Origin of the sequence: Rahnella sp. BIGb0236 (genome assembly GCF_004364755.1) — a bacterium.
GTDB classification, from domain to species: domain Bacteria; phylum Pseudomonadota; class Gammaproteobacteria; order Enterobacterales; family Enterobacteriaceae; genus Rahnella; species Rahnella victoriana.
This window is the reverse complement of record NZ_SOAO01000001.1, coordinates 642,034-662,312: the sequence shown is the minus strand read 5'-3', so window position 1 is coordinate 662,312 and position 20,279 is coordinate 642,034. Positions and strand designations below refer to the sequence as shown.

Here is a 20,279-nt window from a genome sequence, read left to right as displayed (position 1 = left end):
CTATTTTGAGATATTGTTTTAAATATTCCGCTATAAATCTTCGCCCCAGCGTTTAATATTGGCGACATCCAGGTCAAATAAATCCAGCGCGCGTGCCACGCTGTGGTGAATAATGTCATCCACGCTGTCGGGTTTATGGTAAAGGGCCGGAACCGGCGGGAAAATAATCCCGCCCATTTCCGTCACCGACTGCATATTTTTCAGATGCGAAAGATTCAGCGGTGTTTCCCTGACCATTAATACTAACCTGCGCCGCTCTTTTAAAACCACATCTGCGGCGCGGGTCAGTAAGTTGTTGGTCAGTCCGTGAGCAACAGAACCCAACGTATTCATTGAACACGGCGCAATAATCATCCCGATGGTTTTAAAAGAACCACTGGAAACCGATGCCCCGAGGTTATTAATGGAATGCACTTCATCGGCCAGCCGGATCACCTCCTGCCGTTCGATATCGGTTTCGAGACTGCGCGTCACTTCGGCACCTTTACTGATAATCAGGTGCACGTCGATATCGATATCGCGCAATATTTCCAGCGCCTTCATTCCATACTGAAACCCGGAAGCACCGCTTATTCCGACAATTATCCGCCTTCTCTTCATTTCACCTCTCCGCCTTTGAAACGTCGCACCGCAGATGCGCTGGCTTATTGCTGTTAATATTTAAAGTCAGGTAAGAATTTCTTCACATCGACTTCTTTAAATTTGGAACGTTCGAAATGCGCTTTCAGGTGGAACGGCACCGTACAGTCGAAGATGGTTTTACATGACATGCCTTCCTGCAAAATGCTCGGGCTGTAGGCCGGATTTTGCGAAGGATCGAGCGGATGACAGCGGACGCCCGGAATGGTGACGGTATCCACGTCGCCCTGATAGCGGGTTTGCATCGCCCACAGGATGTCGTCGGTATCGAAAATATCCACGTCTTCATCTACCAGAATCACATGTTTCAGCTCGGAGAATGCCGCAAATGCCAGCAGCGCCGCTTGTCTCTGACGGCCTTCATCCACCGGGGAGGATTTTTTAAACTGCAACACCGCCAGTAACTTACCGCCGCCGGAGGTGTGCGCATGCACATTCAGCACGCGGCCCGGCATGGCGCGGTCAATCATATCCAGAATACTGGCTTCGGTCGGAATACCCGCCATGCTGACGTGCTCGCCGCTCGGGCCAAGCGTGGTTTGCAGGATCGGATTTCTGCGGTGCGTGACGGCTTTCACTTTGATCACCGGCAGTTCGGCTTTGGCTTCACCGGTGTAGCCCGGGAATTCCGGCATCGCTTTGCCGGTATTGGTGTTCTGATCTTCGCGCACACGGACGTTCGGCAGCAACTCACCTTCAATGACGATTTCGGCGTGGGCAATGGCTTTTTCATCGATGGACACACAGTGGGTCAGCTCGACAGCTTTACCGCGCAACGCACCGGCGATGCTCAGTTCATTGAAGCCCAGCGGCGTGGTTGGCGGCTCGAAGCAGGCGGCAATTTCAATCGCCGGATCGACACCGATGCTGATTGAAATCGGCAGCGGTTTGCCCGCACGTTCCGCTTTTTCACGGAAGGCATCGATATGACGGCCCGGCGTCAGCCACATTGACAGTTCGTCGCGGCTTTGTATGCACAGGCGGTGAATGGTGATATCGGATTCTTTGGTTTCAGGATCAGAGGCATAGCACATGCCCATGGTGAAATACGGACCGGCATCTTCTTCGGTGTTGGTCGGTGCAGGCAGCAAGGTGCGCAGGTCAAAATTCGGGTCATCGGCTAGGTAGGTGACTTCCTGACAGGGCGCCGTACCGCGATCAACCACCACCGGCGCGATGGCATTTTTCACCGAATCCCTCAGCAGAAAACCGAGTTTTTCCGGCGCACAGTTCAGCAGGTAGCCCGCACGTTCACGGGTCGACATCAGACCGGTGACCACGCGCACGCCCGGAAAACCTTTAATGGTATTAAACATCATCGCCGGGCCTTTGCGGGTCGGACGTTCACAGGTGCCCCCGGCACCGACGTAACGGTATACGCCGGAAAGCTCCGCATGCGGATCGACTTCCACATCGGTACTGACCATTTCGCCTGGCAGGCTTTCTAAAAATTCAATCGCAGACCGGAGGTCATGCACGTTATTATTTTGAGGGTGGGTTTCTTTCTTAGACATATTTTTTATCCAGGTAAATTAATATTCCACATAATGAGAAAATTATTTCATCGCCGGATTAAATATATATTTACTGCCGTCATTCAAAAAGTACCGTTTAAATACAGGCACTAAACCTTTTTGGTTTATATCAAAAATATAATTATTATTTAACACTTATTAATACAGAATAATAACTTTCCGACGTCATTTTACGCTATTTACGTTACGGCCATCACACCGTAACGCAAATTAATAAATTGGAATTTAGACCGGCACTGAAAATTGAAAACAGGCACCCTGTTTTGACTGTTCAATCAGGCGGATATCACTGCCATGAAGTTGCAGAATGCGACGCACAATCATCAGCCCCAGCCCGCCCGCGCGGTGTTTATTGGTGCTGAGGATCGACGGACGCACGAACAGGTTGTCCTTCAGTTCCGGCGCAATTCCCGGCCCGCTGTCTTTCAGTTGCACCATCACCTGCCCTTCGTGCGGCCACAATTTGATTTCTATCGTGCCGCCTTCCGGCGTAAAACGAATGGCATTATCCAGCAGATTGGTCAGCACCCTTTCAATCATGCCTAAGTCCGCGTTCACCAGCGGAATGCCCGGCGTGATATCGGCAAGTAATTTCTGCCCGCGCGTTTCGGTCGCCAGTTCAAATTTCTGGAACACATCCTGCACCAGTTCGCTCAGCGAAAACGGTTCTTTCTGCGGTTTCACCACGCCATATTCCAGCCGCGCCAGCTCAAATAATTCCTGCGCCAGACGGCCGACTTTTTTACTCTGCGTCAGGGCGATATTCAGATAACGCTGCCGGTCTTCGTTACTCAGATGATCTGATTTCACCGACAGGGTTTCCAGATACCCGTGCAATGAGGTCAGCGGCGTGCGCAGGTCATGGGAAATATTGGCGATAAATTCGCGGCGTTGCTGATCCTGCACCATCAGGCTTTGCCATTGCTGGTCGATGCGTTTTGCCAGCGCGACAAACGCCTGTTGCAGTTGTGTCACTTCATCGCGCGCAGCACCGGCTGGCGTATCGGTTTTCGCCAGCGCCTGAATGGCGTCCATTCCGCCGGAATCGAGTTGTGCAATCTGCGCCGTCAGTTTACGCACCGGCCGCGTTACCCAGCGGAACGCCAGCGCACCGGCCAGCAGGCCGAACAGCGCCACCAGCCCCATCGAGCGCCACGCCAGAGAGATTGCCGACTGATATTGCGCGTCGCTGGTCAGCGCGGTGTATTCATCACCCAGCAGCACGATATACACATAGCCTTTGGTCACGCCATCGACCCGCAATGGCGCGGCGCTGAACACCTGACGGGTTTGCGGATCGCGCGGATTGTCGCCATATACCGGCATTTTCGCGCCATTTAGCAGCGCATTCACTGGCGATAAATCGATTTTTTGCCGTTGCAAACGCCCCGGAGGGGCAGCGTTGCCGACGATATTGCCGTCTTTATCCAGCAGATACACCTCGACACTCGGGTTCACCGCCATCAGCTGATTAAACAGCGAATGCACCGCTTGCGGATCCCAGTCGCCCTGGCTGAGCAGCGGATTGTTCGCCGCGATCTGCGTCGCCAGATTGGCCGACAGACGCTGGATCACTGACTGGCTGTACTGATTGCTCGAGCGCACCTGCATATAGCCGGAAAGCGCACAGCAGGCGATCAGCAGCACCATAAACACCAGAGTCAGTCTTTGCGCCAGCGTGAGATTTTTCATGATTTACCCTTGCGTCTCTTCAGCGGAAGACACGAATTTATAGCCTTTTCCCCACACGGTCAGAATGCGTTCCGGCTCAGCCGGATTGGCTTCTATCTTGATGCGCAGCCGGTTGATATGGGTGTTCACCGTATGTTCATACCCTTCGTGTTCATAGCCCCAGACCTGATTTAACAGGCTGAGGCGCGAGAACACTTTGCCGGGATTTTTGGCAAAGAAGTACAGCAGGTCAAACTCACGCGGCGTCAGCTCGACCGGCTGATGACTGAGCGTGACGTCACGGGCGATGGGGTCGATCACCAGCCCGGCAAAACTCAGCGTGCCGGCTTCCATTTTCAGGTTACGGCTCATCGCTTCCTGCCGCCGGAACAGCGCCTTAACCCGCGCCACCAGCTCCAGCATAGAGAACGGTTTCGCCAGATAATCGTCCGCGCCCAGTTCCAGCCCGAGCACGCGGTGCACTTCGCTGGAACGCGCGCTGATAATAATGATCGGCGTATACCGCGTCATGTTGCGTGCGCGGCGGCAGATTTCCAGACCATCGACGCCCGGCAGCATCAGGTCGAGGATCAGCGCGTCCCAGCCTCCTTTTTCCAGATGCGCCACGCCCAGATTGCCGTCGGCGGCGTGGGTAATTTCATAGCCTTCATCGCGCAGATGCAGGCTGAGCAGTTCAGCGATATCCCCGTCATCTTCAACGATCAGGATCTTCTTCGGCTTATCCATGTGTTATCCCAAAACGTGGCGTTTCCCAATGATTTGAGTCTACACAAGCCACCGCCCCGGAGTTATCACATTTTATTTAACTTTGCGTGAGGTCTCGGGGAACAAATCCGCTCAATACTCGCTGCATCACAGGGCGGACAGCCGGACTTCATCATGACAATACACACGGACTTACCCCATCAGGCAAAACAAAAACCCGCCATCGTGCATCCGTTATGGCTGCGTCTGACCCACTGGCTGAACGCGCTGGCGGTGCTGATTATGGTGACCAGCGGCTGGCAGATTTATAACGCGTCGCCGCTGTTTGATTTTGATTTCCCCACCACGATGACGCTGGGTGGCTGGCTGGGCGGCGCGATCCAGTGGCATTTCGCTGGCATGTGGCTGTTCGGTTTTAACGGCCTGTTTTATCTGCTGATGAACATTTTTACCGGCCGGATGAAGCAAAAATTCTGGCCGCTGACGCCGCGCGGCATCTTCAATGATTTGCGGGCGGCATTGCGCGGCAAGCTGAAACACGACGATTTGCGTCACTACAACATGGTGCAGCGCGCTGCCTACGTGTTCGTGATGTTCGACGGCATCGTGCTGGTGCTTTCCGGGCTGGTGGTGTGGAAATCGGTGCAGTTTCCGCTGCTGCGCGAACTGATGGGCGGCTTCGATACCGCGCGTTACGTGCATTTTCTGGCGATGGCGTCACTGGTGGCATTTGTGGTGCTGCATATCGTGATGGTGGCGCTGGTGCCGAAAACCCTGATTGCCATGATCCGCGGACGTTAAGGAAGATCCGATGAAGAACCTCATCAAAAAAAGTATCAGCCAGATTTTCAGCACCGCCGACAGCGAGGCGATTGTGCAGGAAGCTAAAAAACAGATTATCCGCGAACTGGATGCGCCTTCCCGCCGCCTGTTTTTACAACGCGGCCTGACGCTTGGCGGCGTGGCGATGCTGACCGGTTGTGACATCAGCGATAACGCCAGCGTGGAAAATGCGCTGGGTAAAATCTCCGGCTTTAACGACCGCGTACAAGGCTGGCTGTTTGGCTCGACGCGCCTTGCGCCGGTGTATGCCGAATCGATGATCACCCGCCCTTTCCCGTTTAATGCTTTCTATGCCGAAGACGATGCGCCGGACGTTGACGGCAACGCCTACCGCCTGAAAATCGCCGGTCTGGCGCTGGATAAACGCGAATGGTCATTACCGGCGCTGTACAACATGGCGCAGGTCAGTCAGGTGACGCGGCACATTTGTGTCGAGGGCTGGAGCGCAATCGGTAAATGGGGCGGCGTGCCGTTCGGGGATTTTCTGCGCCTGATTGGCGCAGATCTCACGGCGGAATACGTCAGCTTTAAATGCGCTGACGAATATTACACCAGCATTGATATGGCGACGGCGCTGCATCCGCAGACCCTGCTGGCGCTGACCTACGACGGCCAGATTTTGCCGCGTAAGTACGGCTTTCCGATGAAACTCAGAATGCCGACCAAACTGGGTTACAAGAACCCGAAACACATCGAAGTGATTGAAATTACCAATAAGTTTACCGGTGGCTACTGGGAAGATCAGGGCTACAACTGGTTCGGCGGAAGCTGAACAACCTCCACAAAAACCTTTGTATCTCAAAACTCAGAAGAAGGAATTACCATGAAAAAGTTAACCGTAATGATGATGTCTGCCTGCCTGATGATGGGTGCCGTGAGCACCACCTATGCCGCTGACGCGATGGCGAAAAAAGACACCATGGGCCACATGTCGAAAGACTGCACGAAGAAAGACAGCATGAGCAAAAATACCATGGCAAAAGACAGCATGGGCAAAGACTGCATGTCAAAAGATCATATGAAGAAAGACAGTATGTCGAAAGATTCCATGTCCAAAGACGGCATGAAAAAAGGCGCGATGAGCCAGTAACCGCATTCATTCCCGCCATGTAGCAAAAACGCCTCCGCCTGTTCAGCGGAGGCGTTTTTATTGGAAAATCCGCGGCAACCTGCGTAGTATATAAAACATATACGATTCATATACTGCGAGGTGACCCGATGGGTATCATCAAGATTTCAGAACTGATGCACGAGAATCTGCGCATCGCCAGCATGGCCTACACCCGGTCCATTAACGCCCAGGCCGAACACTGGATGAAAATCGGCATGCTGATGGAAACGCATCCCGACATGACACACAGTGAAATTTCGCAACTGCTGGTGCGTTGCAGCGTGGAATCGGACGAGAACAGTGACAGCATCCGCACGCTGTTAAACGTGGGCGGCACACACAGGAAGGCAAGCAATGAATAATGGTTTAGACGAACGGTATTTTGTGAATAACAACCGCATGGTCAAAACGCCGGAAGGCATCGACAAAGCCCGTATCGCCGGGAAACTGGCCGCCCGTGTGCTGCATATGATCACGCCACACGTCGTGCCCGGTGTCACCACCAACGAACTGGACCGTCTCTGCCACGATTTTATCGTCAACGAGTTACAGGCGATCCCGGCCAACATCGGGTATCACGGTTATCAGAAAACCACCTGCACCTCCGTCAACCATGTGATCTGCCACGGCATTCCTTCCGACAAGGCGCTGAAGAAAGGCGACATCGTCAACATCGACGTGGCGCTGATCAAAGACGGCTGGTATGGCGACACCAGCCGCATGTATTACGCCGGAGAGCCTGGCATTATGGCGCGCCGTCTGGTGGATACCACCTTTGAAGCGATGATGGCCGGGATTGACGTGGTGCGTCCGGGCGCCACCTTAGGCGATGTGGGTTACGCCATTGCCGCCGTCGCGAAACGCGAAGGGTTTTCCATTGTGGAAGAGTACTGCGGACACGGCATCGGCATGGGCTACCATGAGGATCCGCAGGTGCTGCATTACGGCGAGAAAGGCCGCGGTCTGGTGTTACAGGAAGGCATGTTATTCACCATCGAACCGATGCTCAACGCCGGTAAGAAGCAAAACAAAGTCCTGCCCGACGGCTGGACGGTGGTGACTAAAGATCATTCGTTGTCCGCACAATGGGAACATATGATTGCGGTGACGAAAACGGGCTATGAAATATTGACCCCATGGCCTGAAGAGAACTGATTTTCCTGTTATATTTCCTGAATGTAAAAACCTCCGTCCGGAGGCTTTTAACTTTCTGTGATACGGCTCAGCTGCGCTCGATTTCTTTGGTCGCGCGATCTAACGCATCGGTGATTTTATACAGCGTTTCCTGTTCGATCGGCCCTTTGGCGAGGCGCAAATTGAGCGCCATGCGCATATTGTTAATCGCGCGCTGCATTTCCGGAATACTGCGGTTATTCGACAGAATCGCCAGCGAATGCAGTTTCTCTGTTACTGAACCGAGCAAATCACCCTGCTCTGCCAGCGACTGCGTGCCTTCCGGCGTAATTGAATATTGTTTCTTACCGGCCTCTTCCTGCTTCGCCGTTACCAGACCCTGTTCTTCCAGGAAGGTCAGGTTCGGATAAATAATGCTGGCGCTCGGGGTGTATTCCCCTTTGGCTAATTCTTCAATGGCTTTGATCAGCTCATACCCGTGGGCGGCACGTTGCTGTAAGAAATGCAGCATCAGCACACGGATATCACCCGTTTCGAACATGCGCTCACGGCGATGTTTTTTCGCCGTAATACAGTGCGCTTTTTTGCCGGATGTGGCAGGAGGACGGTCATTACCCAAAGGATTATTTTTCATCAGAACCATAGTCAGGATTGCGTAAAAAGTGCGTACAGATATCCCTTAAAGATAACGGGTTAAGCCTTCTTTCACAATGCTGTAAAACATCAGGCAAGCCGCAGCCTGCCTGATTTTATGCCTTTACCGCACCATGGACGGTTAATTCATAAACGTATACGGCTGATAGAAATCCTCGCCCAGCCAGTGATAGGCCGCAGGCTGCGTCGCCAGCGGTTTACGAAGATAACTGGCCGCTGTATTCACATCGCCCTTTCCGCTGTACACCGCGTAATCCGGATACGGGAAGACCGGACGGGAAGCCGCCCCGGCCGGGATTTTCTCCAGACGGATATCGGTCGCTGGCTGTTTGCCGCGCTCTGGCATCGGCTGGCCGAACTGGATCTTCTGCTCTTTCGCTGCCTGATACGTGGTAATGCTGTCCGGCGCGATGCCTTTCTCCACCCAGTTCATCATCGGCGTGAGGAAATCCACCAGACTCGGGCCTTCACCGCCTGAGCAGTGATGCACGCCCGGCAACAGATACAGACGCTCAAACTGATCGCGGCTCGTCGCGCCCATCACATGGCCTACCGCCTGATGATACGCCACGGAATTGAGCGGGGAGATATGCGGATCTGCCCAACCATGCCAGATAATCAGCTTGCCGCCCGCCGCCTTGAATGCCGAGAGATCCGGATTGGTGGCATCGTAAAGGGGGTGCATTTTACGCAGTTCGTCAAATCCGGCTTCGGTGAATTTCACGTCTTTCAGCGTAAAATGTTCAGCCGGGTTTTTTACATAACTCAGAAATTTCAGCGATGGCAGCGCGATAAACGAGCTGAAAATCGGATCGCTGGCTTTTTCCGGCACAAACACGCCTTCCCACGCCAGTTCTGAACCCGGTTGCGGTCCGCCAACGGTCAGTTTCGCACCGGTCTTCGGATCAACCGGTCCGGCGTACAATTTGGTTAATGTCGAGATTTCAGCGGCTGACAGGCAGTTTTCCTGCGCAGCATCCGTTTTGCAGGCCATCGCGGCAATATCCACATGACAGCTTTGCGGATCGGCAATCAGGCCGTCGGTCTGGCCGTCCAGGGCGTCACATTGTTTCAATACCGCGTTATGGATCAGCGGCAAACGGGAAGCCACAATCACCGCGTTGCCATCCGGCCCGGTATTCGCCAGCGCCTGCCACGCGTGATAGACGGCGTTTTGCGACTGGAAGTTCATCGCCGCCGCACCAGCAATCACACCGTTGAAATCATGGGGAAAACGTTGCGCTTCCATCAGGGCTTCGCGACCGCCATCAGAACAGCCGTTGAAATAGGAATACGCCGGCGCACGCCCGTAGTATTCCGCGATCAGTTTCTTCGACACCTGAGCCGTCAGATGCTGGCTGCGGTAGGCGAAATCTTTGCGCTTTTGCGGATCTTTACCGAAATCCACTTCCTGCATGGAATGCCCCATGTCGGTGGCGGCCATCACGAAACCGTTGGTTTGCAATGGCGTACAACCGGCTGCCGCGCCGAGTTGCAGCGAGATATTACCGCACAAACCCCCGCAACCGATTTGCATATAACGTTGCTGCCAGGAAGACACCGGCAAAATCACTTTAAAGCCGATGGCCGGATGCAGATTGCCGTCCACCTCGCAGGCCGGTGCGCCGTTGACGGTGATTTCTTTCGCTGAGGTGATGCGGCTGCCCTCGCCGCCGATGTCAGTCAGCGACACCTTGCTGAGATCGGCGCAGGCTTTTACCGGTTTAACAATATCCAGCGACGGAGTCGCTGTATTTTCAGCCGCTGAACTTAAAGAAGAATATCCCGCGAATAAAAGAGGAAACAGGCACAGCGCGCGCCAGTGTCGTTTGAGGCTTATTAATTTCATAACCATTCCTTTGAATAAAAATTCAGAATTTGTCATAAGAATTATAATGATGGCAGAAATAATAAATAATGGCGTTTACCGCACCCGGTGTAATGATTCCGGCGGCAGTTGCAACAAAGCATGAATGAGAAAAACCGCAGACAACAAAGGGGAAATAACCCTTTCATTCTCTGCGGTAAAAAAACAGGGACGTTATTTGTTATGCCAGTAAGCCACGCAGCGAACAAAATTCGCGTCCAGCCCGCGATTTTCCACGAAATAATCATTCAGCCCTTTGGCGAATTTCCCTTCGCCGGTTGCCCAGATGTAATAATCACTTTCCGGCAGGAACAGGCTTTTCAGTTTCTTCACCACGGCGTCATCCTCCTGATAACCGTGGTGCACGTCACTGACAATCCACTCAATGTTGAACTCTTTTTCGTCATCTAAGTAGCTGATACAAGAGGCGTCTTTCACTTTCACCAGCACGGTAATCTTAGCGTCGGATCCGGCCTGTTTCAGCTCGCGCAGACGGCGTTTTACCGCCGGAAGACCGGTTTCGTCGCACACATACAACTGCCAGGCGTAAGTGGTCGGGATGATCAGGGAACCACGCGGCCCGCCGATAATCAGTTTATCGCCCGGCTTCGCGCCAGCCGCCCATTCACTGGCAACGCCGCCGTCGTGAAGATAGAAATCCAGCGTGAGTTCATGGGCTTGCGCATCAAAATGCAGCGGCGTGTATTCGCGGTTCAGCGGACGCGGCCCTTCGCCCCAGACAATACCTTCTTCTGTCGCGGCCGGTGGCGTGATCACATCACCGGGATTGGCCGGGAAAAACAATTTGATATGGTCGTCGAAGCCGCGCGAGGTAAAGCCCTTCAGCTCGTCGCCGGTTAACACGATGCGTTTAAAACAACCGGCGATGGTTTCGCTGCTTTTTACCGTGATATGACGAAAAACCAGTTCATTTTTTACCCGGACAGCCAGGTTTGCGGCAGGGGTTTCGGGGCGATGTTGTTCCATCAGACTCTCTCTTATGAAATAGGATTTTCTGAAAGATATATCTTAGTCATGTTTTACGCAACCCCGAAAAGCGTAAGGAAAACACGCGGAATTTACCTCAACGGCCTGCCGCTATAGCCCATTTCTCAGAACGTAGTGCAAAGATTTCGTTAAGGAACGCATTTTTCTTTATCATTTTGTTGATAACAATTATCAGTATCATTATCATTCGCACAAAGCTCAAATGGGTAATGCGTTACAATAAACCCATAATTTATAAGGAATAGGGCTTTTTCATGGAAGATTTTAAACAGATGACCAGCGCGTCTGATTTGTCGAAAGGCAGTACATGCGAGCAGAACTTAAAAAAATCAGTGCAGGACACATAACAAATGTTCAAATCCTTTACACAGCAGGGTTTGGTGAAAAACGTCATTTTCATGGGGACGATCCTCACCACCACCTTCAACGTTAATGCAGCGGACGCAGTTAAAAACAACACCGATCTCACCGCCAGCAACACGCCATCTTCTGAGGCCATCAAGAAAAAACCGGTGCGTACTGCACAGGATCTGGCGCAGAACAATGAAGAAGTCATGACCGTCACGGAAACGATGCCGGATAAAAAACCGGGCTCGAAAACCACCATCACGGCCGCCGATATGCAAAAACGTGGCGGGAATGATTTCGGCACCATCATGCGTTATGAGCCGCTGATCACCGCGACCGGCTCCAGCGGCGGCTCTGGCAATGGCAAAAGCGGTTTCGACCGCAACGGTTACACCGGCTACAACATTCGTGGTCTGGAAAGCAACCGCGTCGGCATCGACGTCGACGGCATCCCGCAACCCAATGCCACCGGCCGCAGCTATGCCAGCCGCGCAGGTCTGGGGACATCCGGCATTGGCCGTGATTACATCGACCCGTACATTTACGGTCAGGTCGATATCGAATCCGGCGCCACCTCAGCCGATCGCGCCAATTCCTCCATCGGCGGTGCCGTTTCCTTCCTGCCAAAATCCGCCGACGATTACCTGCGTCCGGGCAAGGAAACCTATTTCGGTTACCAGTCAGATTATGATTCTTCCGACCGTTCCTGGCACAACGGCATCACTGCCGCTGCCGGTGACGAAACCCTGCGTGGCCTGATTGCCATCAGCCGCCGCGACGGACAGGAAACCGAAAATAACAGCGGTACGCACGACGCCTACCCGGCAAACTGGCACTCTGACGCCATCATGACCTCTGTGATCTGGCAGCCAAATGACGAACATAAAGTCACCGGCACGCTGGATTACTACGAAAAAGTGAACCACACCCATTACGACACCTGGAACAGCGCGGGCAGTAGCATTATCGGCACCGCACAGCAGCAAAGTAACACCCGCCGCTGGGGCGCGAGCCTGAAAGACGAATGGACGCCGTTCAACGATTACGCGGATGCCGTGGTGTCCAAAGTGTATTACCAGTACACCCAGGCGCACGACAACACCTACATGCCGAATTCCAGCGGCGAGATGATGAACGTCTACTCCAACTATGACGTCAACACCTTCGGCGGGGAAACCAGCTGGCTGAAAACGCTGGGTCGTCATGAACTGAGCGCCGGTCTCAACGCCCGTATGTCGAATACGGAACGTCCGTTCCGCGAAAGCCCGGATCAGAGTGTTTACACCACCATCATGCAGCCGGAAGCGAACAGCCGTTCTTATACTCTCGGCGGCTTCCTGCAGGACACCATGAAGTTTGACCTCGATGGCCATAACTTCTCCATCGTTCCGGCGGTGCGTGTGGCCTATCAGAACACCAAAGCCAAAGACCTGTCCGATTTGTCGAACAGCACGGTATCTGAAGATCAGGTTTCCACTTTGTACGGGAAAGCCAACACGGATACGCAGGTTCTGCCGTCTCTGGCATTTACCTATGACATCACGCCTAAGCTGATGACTTACCTGCAATACCGTCGTGGCGCCCAGTTCCCGGATGCCAGCCAGCTTTATGGCTCATGGAACCTTGGCTCTTCTTACGCCGGTTCCCAGCAATATGCGCTGATCGGTAATACCAACCTGAAGACCGAAACCAGCAATAACTTCGAGTGGGGCATGAAGGGTGAAGCGACGGAAGGCGTGACCTTCAAGACGTCGGTGTTCTACAACACCTACAAAAACTTCATTGCTAACACCCGTTACACCCGTGCGGGCAGCCCGGGCATGTTCACCAACGTGCCTTCCAATATTTATACGATTTATCAGGCAGAAAACCGCGATGAAGCCTTTATCTACGGGGGCGATCTGAGTACCAAAATCAACTACGGTACCTGGTTCAGCAGCGTCGACGGCCTGAGCACCAGCTTCGCACTGGGCTATGCCAAAGGTGAGTCTAAATCCAGCTACGAAGGCGACAAATACGTTGACCTCGACAGCGTACCGCCAATGAAATTTGTGGCCGGCGTGGCATGGGATGATCCATCAGGAATTTACGGAACCGCACTGACAGCCACCTTCGTGAAAGGCAAAAAAGCCGAAGCGACCAGCCGCCAGAGCTACACCAACAGCGGTACCGCACTGACCAGCTCCACCACCGAATACATGAACGTGCCGGGTTATGGCATGGTGGATGCGACGGCGTACTGGAAAGTCGCTAAGAACGTCAAACTCAGCGGTGGCGTCTATAACATCACCGACCGCAAATACTGGGATTATCTGAGCAGCCGCACGCTGACCGACACCACCAACCAGGATGCTTATAACAAAGCTCTGGCCGTGATGCCGGGTCGCAGCTTCCAGCTGGGCGTGAACGTCGATTTCTAATCTTCGTTAACCCCCCGCAACACCACAGGCGTCATGTGCAAACATGGCGCTTTTTTTTGTACCTTCCTGTCCGTCCGCACGGTTCCCCTTTCGCCCTGTCGTTAGAATGAGCAGCGGTATTTCCCCTTTTAACGAGAGATTACATGGAATTAATCAGAAAGCCCCTGACCCTCGCACTGGCGCTGCTGTTGTTACCGGCAGGCGTTTGCGCCACCACAACCCTGCGCTACACCGATCACGAACCTCTGGGGGCCATGCGCACCCGCTTTATAAAGGACGTTTTTTTCCCCGCGATTGAAAAAGAATCCCACGGTCGCCTGAAAATTGAAGACCACTGGAACGGTGAACTCTCCACCGGCTACGACGCACTGCGCACGATCCGTGAGGGCAACACCGCCGATATCGGTATTGTGGTGCCGGAATATGCGGCCAAAGATCTGCCGCTGCATCAGGTTTTCAAAAGTTTTCCGGTCGGCCCGTCCGGTGACAAACAGATAGAATTCTTCCGCCGCGTTTATGCGGAAATCCCGGCCTTCTCCGCTGAGCTGAAACAAAACGGTGTGGTAAATCTCTTTCCCGCTACCGGTTATCCGGTGGCCTTTTTCAGCACGCATCCGCTGAAAAACCTGCAGGATATTAAAGGCACCACCTGGCGTTCAGCCAGTTTCTGGCATCAGGATTTCCTGCGTAATGCGGGCGCGACGCCGGTGACCATGCCGTGGGGCAAGCAAACGGTCAATGCGTTTAAGACCGGACAACTCGACGGCATCATGGTCAACGTCGACAGCGGTTACGACCTCAAAGTCCACAAAATGGCCCCCGACGTCTTAGTCTCGAAAGAGCTGTGGCTCGGTCATGTATACCTGCTGGTGATGAATCAGAAGGTCTGGAACGGACTGGCGCAGGAAGATAAAGATGCCATCACCCGCGCCGCTGACATCGCCCGTAAAACGGCCGGTTCGGTGATGGATAACCATTTTGAACCCCAGCTGGCCGCCCTGCGCAAAGACGGCGCAAAGGTCCGCATCCTGCAACACAGCGAGATCATGCACTGGCAGGAAGTGACGCGCTATCAGGAAAGCCAGGCCCGTTGGGTGAAGGAGCAGCAATCCGCTGGCGTTAAGGATGCCGCCCCCGCCCTGCAACAAGTCAGTAAAATCATGGCAGACGTGATGAAATAAACGTGACATTGTCACAATTAATATGACTTTTTCGCAATGCTTACACGGCAAAAAGAGCAGGAGGGCATCTTTTTGCCGTTCATCGGTAAATCAGGGATTTAGCCGCCTTCCCGAGTGTTAAGAAGTGTCAGCAGGCCGTTTCCCCTTACCCACGCAGTGGCTATTTAGTCGATGCAAAACAACCGGTTAACACTATCCTTACGTAATTTTCCCGCCCTGACACCGGCTTGCCCCGAAAACCCACAAGATATATCTTGAGGCCATCGGGAATAACGGAAGGAGAGAAAACATGAGCGGAACTGCACCTGCCGCACGGCGTAAAAGCAAACTGTTCACCCGTCAGGAACTGACGCTGTTCGTTTTGCATCTGATCCAGATAAACCCGGCGCACGGCTATGAAATCATCAAAACGATTGAAGGCTATTCGATGGGGGCTTATATCCCCAGCCCCGGCGTGATTTACCCGATCCTGTCGCAGATTGTCGAACGCGGTTTTGCCACGGCGGCGGAAATCGAAGGCGGAAAAAAACAATTTTCCATGACCTCTGCCGGTTCTGACTTTCTGGCAGCCAGAAGAAACGAAATCCGCGATATAGAAGAAAAAATGAAAACCCGCGTGATTGAGAATAACCCGCCCCCTGCGCCTGAAATGATTTATGCCATCGAGAATTTAAAAATTACCGTACGGACCAAAGACTATAACGGTGATATTACGCCGGAAAAATATGATCTGATCATTCACTATATCAACGAGGTCACGAAGAAAATTCATGACTTATAAATAAGCTGATTCTTTAAATAAACCTGACGACAACCTGACTGTTTTATTTCGATAAAACAGCCGGGACGCCTTTTGCCTTTTATTCTCTTGTTATTATTTACGGACACCAAAATGCCTTTATTAAGACCTTCCTGCTTAATTATGCTTTTCGCACTGAGCGGTTGTGATAATTCACCAACCGCTCCACCTGCCGCCGCGCCCACTGAAGTGGGCGTCGTCACCTTAAAAGCACAGCCTTTCAATCTGGTGAGCGAATTAACCGGACGCACCACCGCCACGCTGACGGCGGATGTCCGCCCGCAGGTCGGCGGCATTATTCAGAAACGCTTATTCACGGAAGGCGATACGGTGAAAGCAGGTCAGGCGTTGTATCAGATTGATCCGTCGTCGTACAAAGCCACTTACGATCAGGCGGCGGCCGCGCTGAAAAGTGCCAATGCGCTGGTGCTCTCGGATTGCCAGAAAGCGCGCCGGTATGCGGTGCTGGTGAAAGAGCAAGGCGTGTCACAACAGGATGCGGAAGACGCGCAGTCGGCCTGTGCCGAAGACCGCGCCAGCGTCGATGAAAAAGTCGCCGCGCTGGAAGCGGCAAAAATCAATCTCGACTGGACGCGGGTCACCTCGCCGATTGCCGGGCGTATCGGGATCTCTTCGGTCACGCCGGGCGCACTGGTGTCCGCCGCGCAGGACACCGCGCTGGCAACGGTACGCAATCTCGATTCGATGTATGTCGATCTCACCCGCTCCAGCGCGGATTTGCTCAGCCTGCGTAAACGTGCGGTGGCCGCAAACAGCGAGGCGCTGGGTGTCACGCTCACATTAGAAGACGGCTCGGTGTACCCGGAAAAAGGCCGTCTCGAACTGACTGAAGTGGCGGTAGATGAAGCCACCGGTTCCGTCACCCTGCGCGCCGTGTTCCCCAATCCGAAACACGTGTTGCTGCCGGGCATGTTTATCCGCGCCGACGTGGATGAAGGCGTGATTGAAAACGCCATACTCGCGCCGCAGCAGGGCATCACGCGGGATGCCAAAGGTGATGCCACCGCGCTGGTGGTCACCGCCGCCGGTAAAGTCGAACAACGTGATGTGGAAACCGGTGAAGCCACCGGCACAAACTGGCTGATCGTCAAAGGCTTGCAGGCCGGTGACCGCGTGCTGGTGGAAGGCAACGACAAGGTCACCGTGGGCGATACGGTGAAAGCGATTGAAGTGAAGAATACCGCCACCAACAGCACAGAAGGAGCTGCCTGATGTTCTCCCGCTTCTTTGTGCGTCGCCCGGTGTTTGCCTGGGTGATTGCCATTCTGATCATGATGGCCGGGATTATGGCGATCCGCACCCTGCCGGTGGCGCAGTATCCGGACGTCGCGCCGCCGTCAGTCAAAATCAAAGCCACCTACTCCGGTGCGAATGCCGAAACCCTGGAAAACAGCGTCACGCAGGTCATCGAACAACAGCTGACCGGGCTGGATAATCTGCTTTATTTCAGCTCCAGCAGCAGTTCCGACGGCTCGGTGGATATCACCGTCACCTTCAAACAGGGCACGAATGCCGATACCGCACAGGTGCAGGTGCAGAACAAAGTTCAGCAGGCGGAATCGCGTCTGCCGACAGAAGTGCAGGAAGCCGGGGTAACGGTCACTAAATCGCAGTCCAGCTTCCTGCTGATCATGGCGGTGTACGACAAAACCGACAAGGCCAGCAGTTCGGATATCGCCGACTGGCTGGTGAGTAATATGCAGGATCCGCTGGCGCGCGTCAGCGGCGTCGGCAGTTTGCAGGTGTTTGGCGCGGAATACGCCATGCGCATCTGGATGGATCCGACCAAACTGGCGGCCTATGATCTGATGCCGTCCGATGTGGAAACCGCCATCGAAGCGCAAAACGTGCAGATCTCCGCCGGTAAAATTGGCGGCCTGCCCTCTTCAGATTCCCAGCAACTGACCGCCACCGTGCGTGCGCAGTCACGTCTGCAAACGCCGGAGCAGTTCCGCAATATCATCGTCAAAGGCAACAGCGGCGGCGCAGTGGTGCGCATCAGTGATATCGCCCGCGTCGAAATGGGCAGCGAAGATTACACCGCAGCTTCCCAGCTGAACGGCCATCCGGCAGCGGGCATGGCGGTGATGTTATCGCCGGGTGCCAATGCGCTCGATACCGCCACGCTGGTGAAAAACACCATCAGCGAATACCAGCGCAGCATGCCGAAAGGCTATGACGTCGCCTACCCGAAAGACAGCACCGAATTCATCAAAGTCTCAGTCGAAGACGTGATCAAAACGCTGATCGAAGCCATCGTGCTGGTGATCGTGGTGATGTACCTGTTTATGCAGAATCTGCGCGCCACGCTGATCCCGGCGCTGGCGGTGCCGGTGGTGCTGCTCGGCACATTCGGCGTGCTGGCGCTGTTCGGCTATTCGATAAACACCCTGACGCTGTTTGCCATGGTGCTGGCGATCGGGCTGCTGGTGGATGATGCCATCGTGGTGGTGGAAAACGTCGAGCGCATCATGCGTGACGAAGGGCTTTCCGCCCGCGACGCCACCGAAAAATCGATGGGGGAAATCTCCGGTGCGCTGGTGGCAATTGCGCTGGTGCTCTCCGCCGTGTTCCTGCCAATGGCGTTCTTCGGCGGTTCCACCGGCGTGATCTACCGCCAGTTCTCGGTCACCATTATTTCCGCCATGATGCTCTCGGTGGTGGTGGCGCTGACCCTGACTCCGGCACTGTGCGGCGCGTTCCTGCGTCATAAACCGCAGGCGACGACCGGTTTCTTCGGCGGCTTCAACCGTCTGTATTCACGCACCGAACAACGTTATGAAAACGGTGTCACCCATGTGCAGCGCCGTCCGGTGGTGATGGTGCTGATTTACGGTGCGATGGCGGCGCTGATGGGCGTGCTGATGTGGCAACTGCCGACCAGCTTCCTGCCGTCAGAAGATCAGGGCGAAGTGATGGTGCAATACACCCTGCCCGCCGGAGCCACCGCTAACCGCACGCAGGCCGTCAACTCACGCGTAACGCAGTGGTTCCTCGACAACGAAAAAGCCAATACCAACGTCATTTTCACCATCACCGGCTTTAACTTCAGCGGCAGCGGGCAAAATGCCGGGATGGCGTTTGTGTCGCTGAAAAACTGGGATGACAGACCGGGTAGCGCCAACACCGCGCAGGCCGTCGCCGGTCGCGCAATGCAGGATCTGTCCGTGATCCGCGATGCCAACGTGATTGCCATGACGCCGCCTTCCGTCGACGGTCTCGGGCAAAGCAACGGCTTCACCTTTGAACTGATGTCCACCGGCGGCACCAGCCGTGCCGACCTGTTGAAACTGCGCACCGAACTGCTGGCCATGGCGGCAAACAGTCCGGAACTGAAATCGGTTCGCGCTAACGATCTGCCGCAGATGCCACAGCTTCAGGTTGATATCGACAACAACAAAGCCGTGGCGCTCGGACTGACGCTCAGCGACGTCACCGCCACCCTGAGCAGCGCGTGGGGCGGCACCTACGTCAATGATTTCGTCGATCGCGGCCGCGTCAAGGAAGTGTATATCCAGGGCGACAGCCAGTTCCGATCCAAACCGGCGGATCTGAATAAATGGTTTGTGCGCACCAGCGACGGCACCAGCATGACGCCGTTCTCCGCCTTCGCCACCACGCACTGGACCTACGGCCCGGAAAGCCTCGCACGCTATAACGGTTCGACCTCCTACGAAATTCAGGGCGAAAACACCGACGGTTACAGTTCCGGTGCGGCCATGGCAAAAATGGAAGCGCTGGCGGATAAATTACCCGCCGGTTCAACCTGGGCGTGGAGCGGATTATCCCTGCAGGAAAAGCTCGCCAGCGGGCAGGCACTCAGCCTGTATGCCATCTCGATTCTGGTGGTCTTCCTGTGTCTCGCCGCGCTGTACGAAAGCTGGTCCGTGCCGTTCTCGGTGATCCTGGTGATCCCGCTCGGCCTGCTTGGCGCCTCCCTTGCCGCCGAACTGCGCGGGCTGAATAACGACGTCTATTTCCAGGTGGCGCTGCTGACCACCATCGGCCTGTCGTCGAAGAACGCCATTCTGATTGTTGAGTTCGCCGAAGCGGCATTGAAACAAGGCAGCACCCTTACCGCCGCCGCGCTTTCCGCCGCCCGCACCCGTTTGCGCCCGATCCTGATGACCTCGCTGGCCTTTATCGCCGGGGTGCTCCCGCTGGCGGTCGCGACCGGTGCAGGGGCGAACAGCCGCATCGCCATCGGTACCGGCATTATTGGTGGCACCGTGACGGCCACCTTACTGGCTATTTTCTTTGTTCCGCTGTTCTTCGTGCTGGTGAAGAAAGTCTTCACCGGTCATAAAGACGCGCAGGAGTAA

General features: G+C 54.5%; 17 protein-coding genes. 10 read left to right on the top strand and 7 right to left on the bottom strand.

The window, feature by feature from the left end; all coding sequences use genetic code 11:
* Nucleotides 1-30 precede the first annotated feature (30 nt).
* The 4 genes from EDF78_RS02880 to EDF78_RS02865 all read right to left on the bottom strand — a co-directional run bounded on the left by EDF78_RS02880 (nucleotide 31) and on the right by EDF78_RS02865 (nucleotide 4,592).
* Complete coding sequence (locus tag EDF78_RS02880) at nucleotides 31-600, bottom strand: UbiX family flavin prenyltransferase (RefSeq protein ID WP_095925511.1); 570 nt, start codon at nucleotides 598-600, stop codon at nucleotides 31-33.
* A 53-nt stretch (nucleotides 601-653) separates the two neighbouring features.
* Nucleotides 654-2,153 carry a UbiD family decarboxylase gene (locus EDF78_RS02875; RefSeq protein WP_119824664.1) on the bottom strand — a complete coding sequence of 500 codons (1,500 nt, stop codon included), beginning with the start codon at nucleotides 2,151-2,153 and terminating at the stop codon, nucleotides 654-656.
* Nucleotides 2,154-2,399: 246 nt separating this feature from the next.
* Complete coding sequence (locus EDF78_RS02870) at nucleotides 2,400-3,866, bottom strand: HAMP domain-containing sensor histidine kinase (RefSeq protein ID WP_119824666.1); 1,467 nt, start codon at nucleotides 3,864-3,866, stop codon at nucleotides 2,400-2,402.
* 3 nt (nucleotides 3,867-3,869) lie between these two features.
* Nucleotides 3,870-4,592: a response regulator transcription factor gene (locus tag EDF78_RS02865; protein ID WP_095925508.1), complete on the bottom strand. Its 723-nt coding sequence runs from the start codon at nucleotides 4,590-4,592 to the stop codon at nucleotides 3,870-3,872.
* 153 nt (nucleotides 4,593-4,745) lie between these two features.
* On the opposite strand from EDF78_RS02865, the gene EDF78_RS02860 reads away from it, so the two are divergent.
* The 5 genes from EDF78_RS02860 (at nucleotide 4,746) to map (ending at nucleotide 7,680) form a co-directional block, all read left to right on the top strand.
* A complete protein-coding gene (locus tag EDF78_RS02860) occupies nucleotides 4,746-5,372 on the top strand; it encodes a cytochrome b/b6 domain-containing protein (RefSeq protein WP_095925507.1) in 627 nt (208 codons plus the stop codon).
* Between the two features lie 10 nt (nucleotides 5,373-5,382).
* Nucleotides 5,383-6,186: a molybdopterin-dependent oxidoreductase gene (locus EDF78_RS02855; protein ID WP_095925506.1), complete on the top strand. Its 804-nt coding sequence runs from the start codon at nucleotides 5,383-5,385 to the stop codon at nucleotides 6,184-6,186.
* A gap of 51 nt (nucleotides 6,187-6,237) precedes the next feature.
* Nucleotides 6,238-6,504: a pentapeptide MXKDX repeat protein gene (locus EDF78_RS02850; RefSeq protein WP_095925505.1), complete on the top strand. Its 267-nt coding sequence runs from the start codon at nucleotides 6,238-6,240 to the stop codon at nucleotides 6,502-6,504.
* Between the two features lie 128 nt (nucleotides 6,505-6,632).
* The gene (locus EDF78_RS02845) at nucleotides 6,633-6,887 is read left to right on the top strand and encodes a ParD-like family protein (RefSeq protein WP_095925504.1); all 255 of its coding nucleotides are present in this window, start codon (nucleotides 6,633-6,635) and stop codon (nucleotides 6,885-6,887) included.
* Nucleotides 6,880-7,680 (top strand): type I methionyl aminopeptidase, encoded by an 801-nt coding sequence (gene map, locus EDF78_RS02840; RefSeq protein ID WP_131693547.1) that lies wholly within the window; start codon nucleotides 6,880-6,882, stop codon nucleotides 7,678-7,680. Before EDF78_RS02845 ends, map begins: the two co-directional genes overlap by 8 nt.
* Nucleotides 7,681-7,747: 67 nt before the next feature.
* Here the strand turns inward: map and EDF78_RS02835 are convergent, their stop codons facing one another.
* From EDF78_RS02835 to EDF78_RS02825, 3 genes are all read right to left on the bottom strand, one after another.
* The gene (locus EDF78_RS02835; RefSeq protein WP_232770600.1) at nucleotides 7,748-8,293 is read right to left on the bottom strand and encodes a PadR family transcriptional regulator; all 546 of its coding nucleotides are present in this window, start codon (nucleotides 8,291-8,293) and stop codon (nucleotides 7,748-7,750) included.
* Nucleotides 8,294-8,434: 141 nt separating this feature from the next.
* Nucleotides 8,435-10,162 (bottom strand): tannase/feruloyl esterase family alpha/beta hydrolase, encoded by a 1,728-nt coding sequence (locus EDF78_RS02830; RefSeq protein WP_133822494.1) that lies wholly within the window; start codon nucleotides 10,160-10,162, stop codon nucleotides 8,435-8,437.
* Nucleotides 10,163-10,354: 192 nt separating this feature from the next.
* On the bottom strand, nucleotides 10,355-11,167 hold the full coding sequence (locus EDF78_RS02825) for a siderophore-interacting protein (RefSeq protein ID WP_133822493.1): 813 nt from the start codon (nucleotides 11,165-11,167) through the stop codon (nucleotides 10,355-10,357).
* A gap of 371 nt (nucleotides 11,168-11,538) precedes the next feature.
* Here EDF78_RS02825 and EDF78_RS02820 point away from each other — a divergent pair, with 371 nt between their 5' ends.
* From EDF78_RS02820 to EDF78_RS02800, 5 genes are all read left to right on the top strand, one after another.
* The gene (locus EDF78_RS02820; RefSeq protein WP_131693550.1) at nucleotides 11,539-13,956 is read left to right on the top strand and encodes a TonB-dependent receptor; all 2,418 of its coding nucleotides are present in this window, start codon (nucleotides 11,539-11,541) and stop codon (nucleotides 13,954-13,956) included.
* Nucleotides 13,957-14,099: 143 nt separating this feature from the next.
* On the top strand, nucleotides 14,100-15,137 hold the full coding sequence (gene dctP / locus EDF78_RS02815; RefSeq protein ID WP_133822492.1) for a TRAP transporter substrate-binding protein DctP: 1,038 nt from the start codon (nucleotides 14,100-14,102) through the stop codon (nucleotides 15,135-15,137).
* Nucleotides 15,138-15,426: 289 nt separating this feature from the next.
* Nucleotides 15,427-15,918, top strand: coding sequence for a PadR family transcriptional regulator (locus EDF78_RS02810; protein ID WP_095925499.1), 492 nt, complete (start codon nucleotides 15,427-15,429; stop codon nucleotides 15,916-15,918).
* A gap of 111 nt (nucleotides 15,919-16,029) precedes the next feature.
* Nucleotides 16,030-17,169: an efflux RND transporter periplasmic adaptor subunit gene (locus EDF78_RS02805; RefSeq protein WP_133822491.1), complete on the top strand. Its 1,140-nt coding sequence runs from the start codon at nucleotides 16,030-16,032 to the stop codon at nucleotides 17,167-17,169.
* Complete coding sequence (locus EDF78_RS02800) at nucleotides 17,169-20,279, top strand: efflux RND transporter permease subunit (protein ID WP_133822490.1); 3,111 nt, start codon at nucleotides 17,169-17,171, stop codon at nucleotides 20,277-20,279. The genes EDF78_RS02805 and EDF78_RS02800 overlap by 1 nt, the downstream gene beginning before the upstream one ends.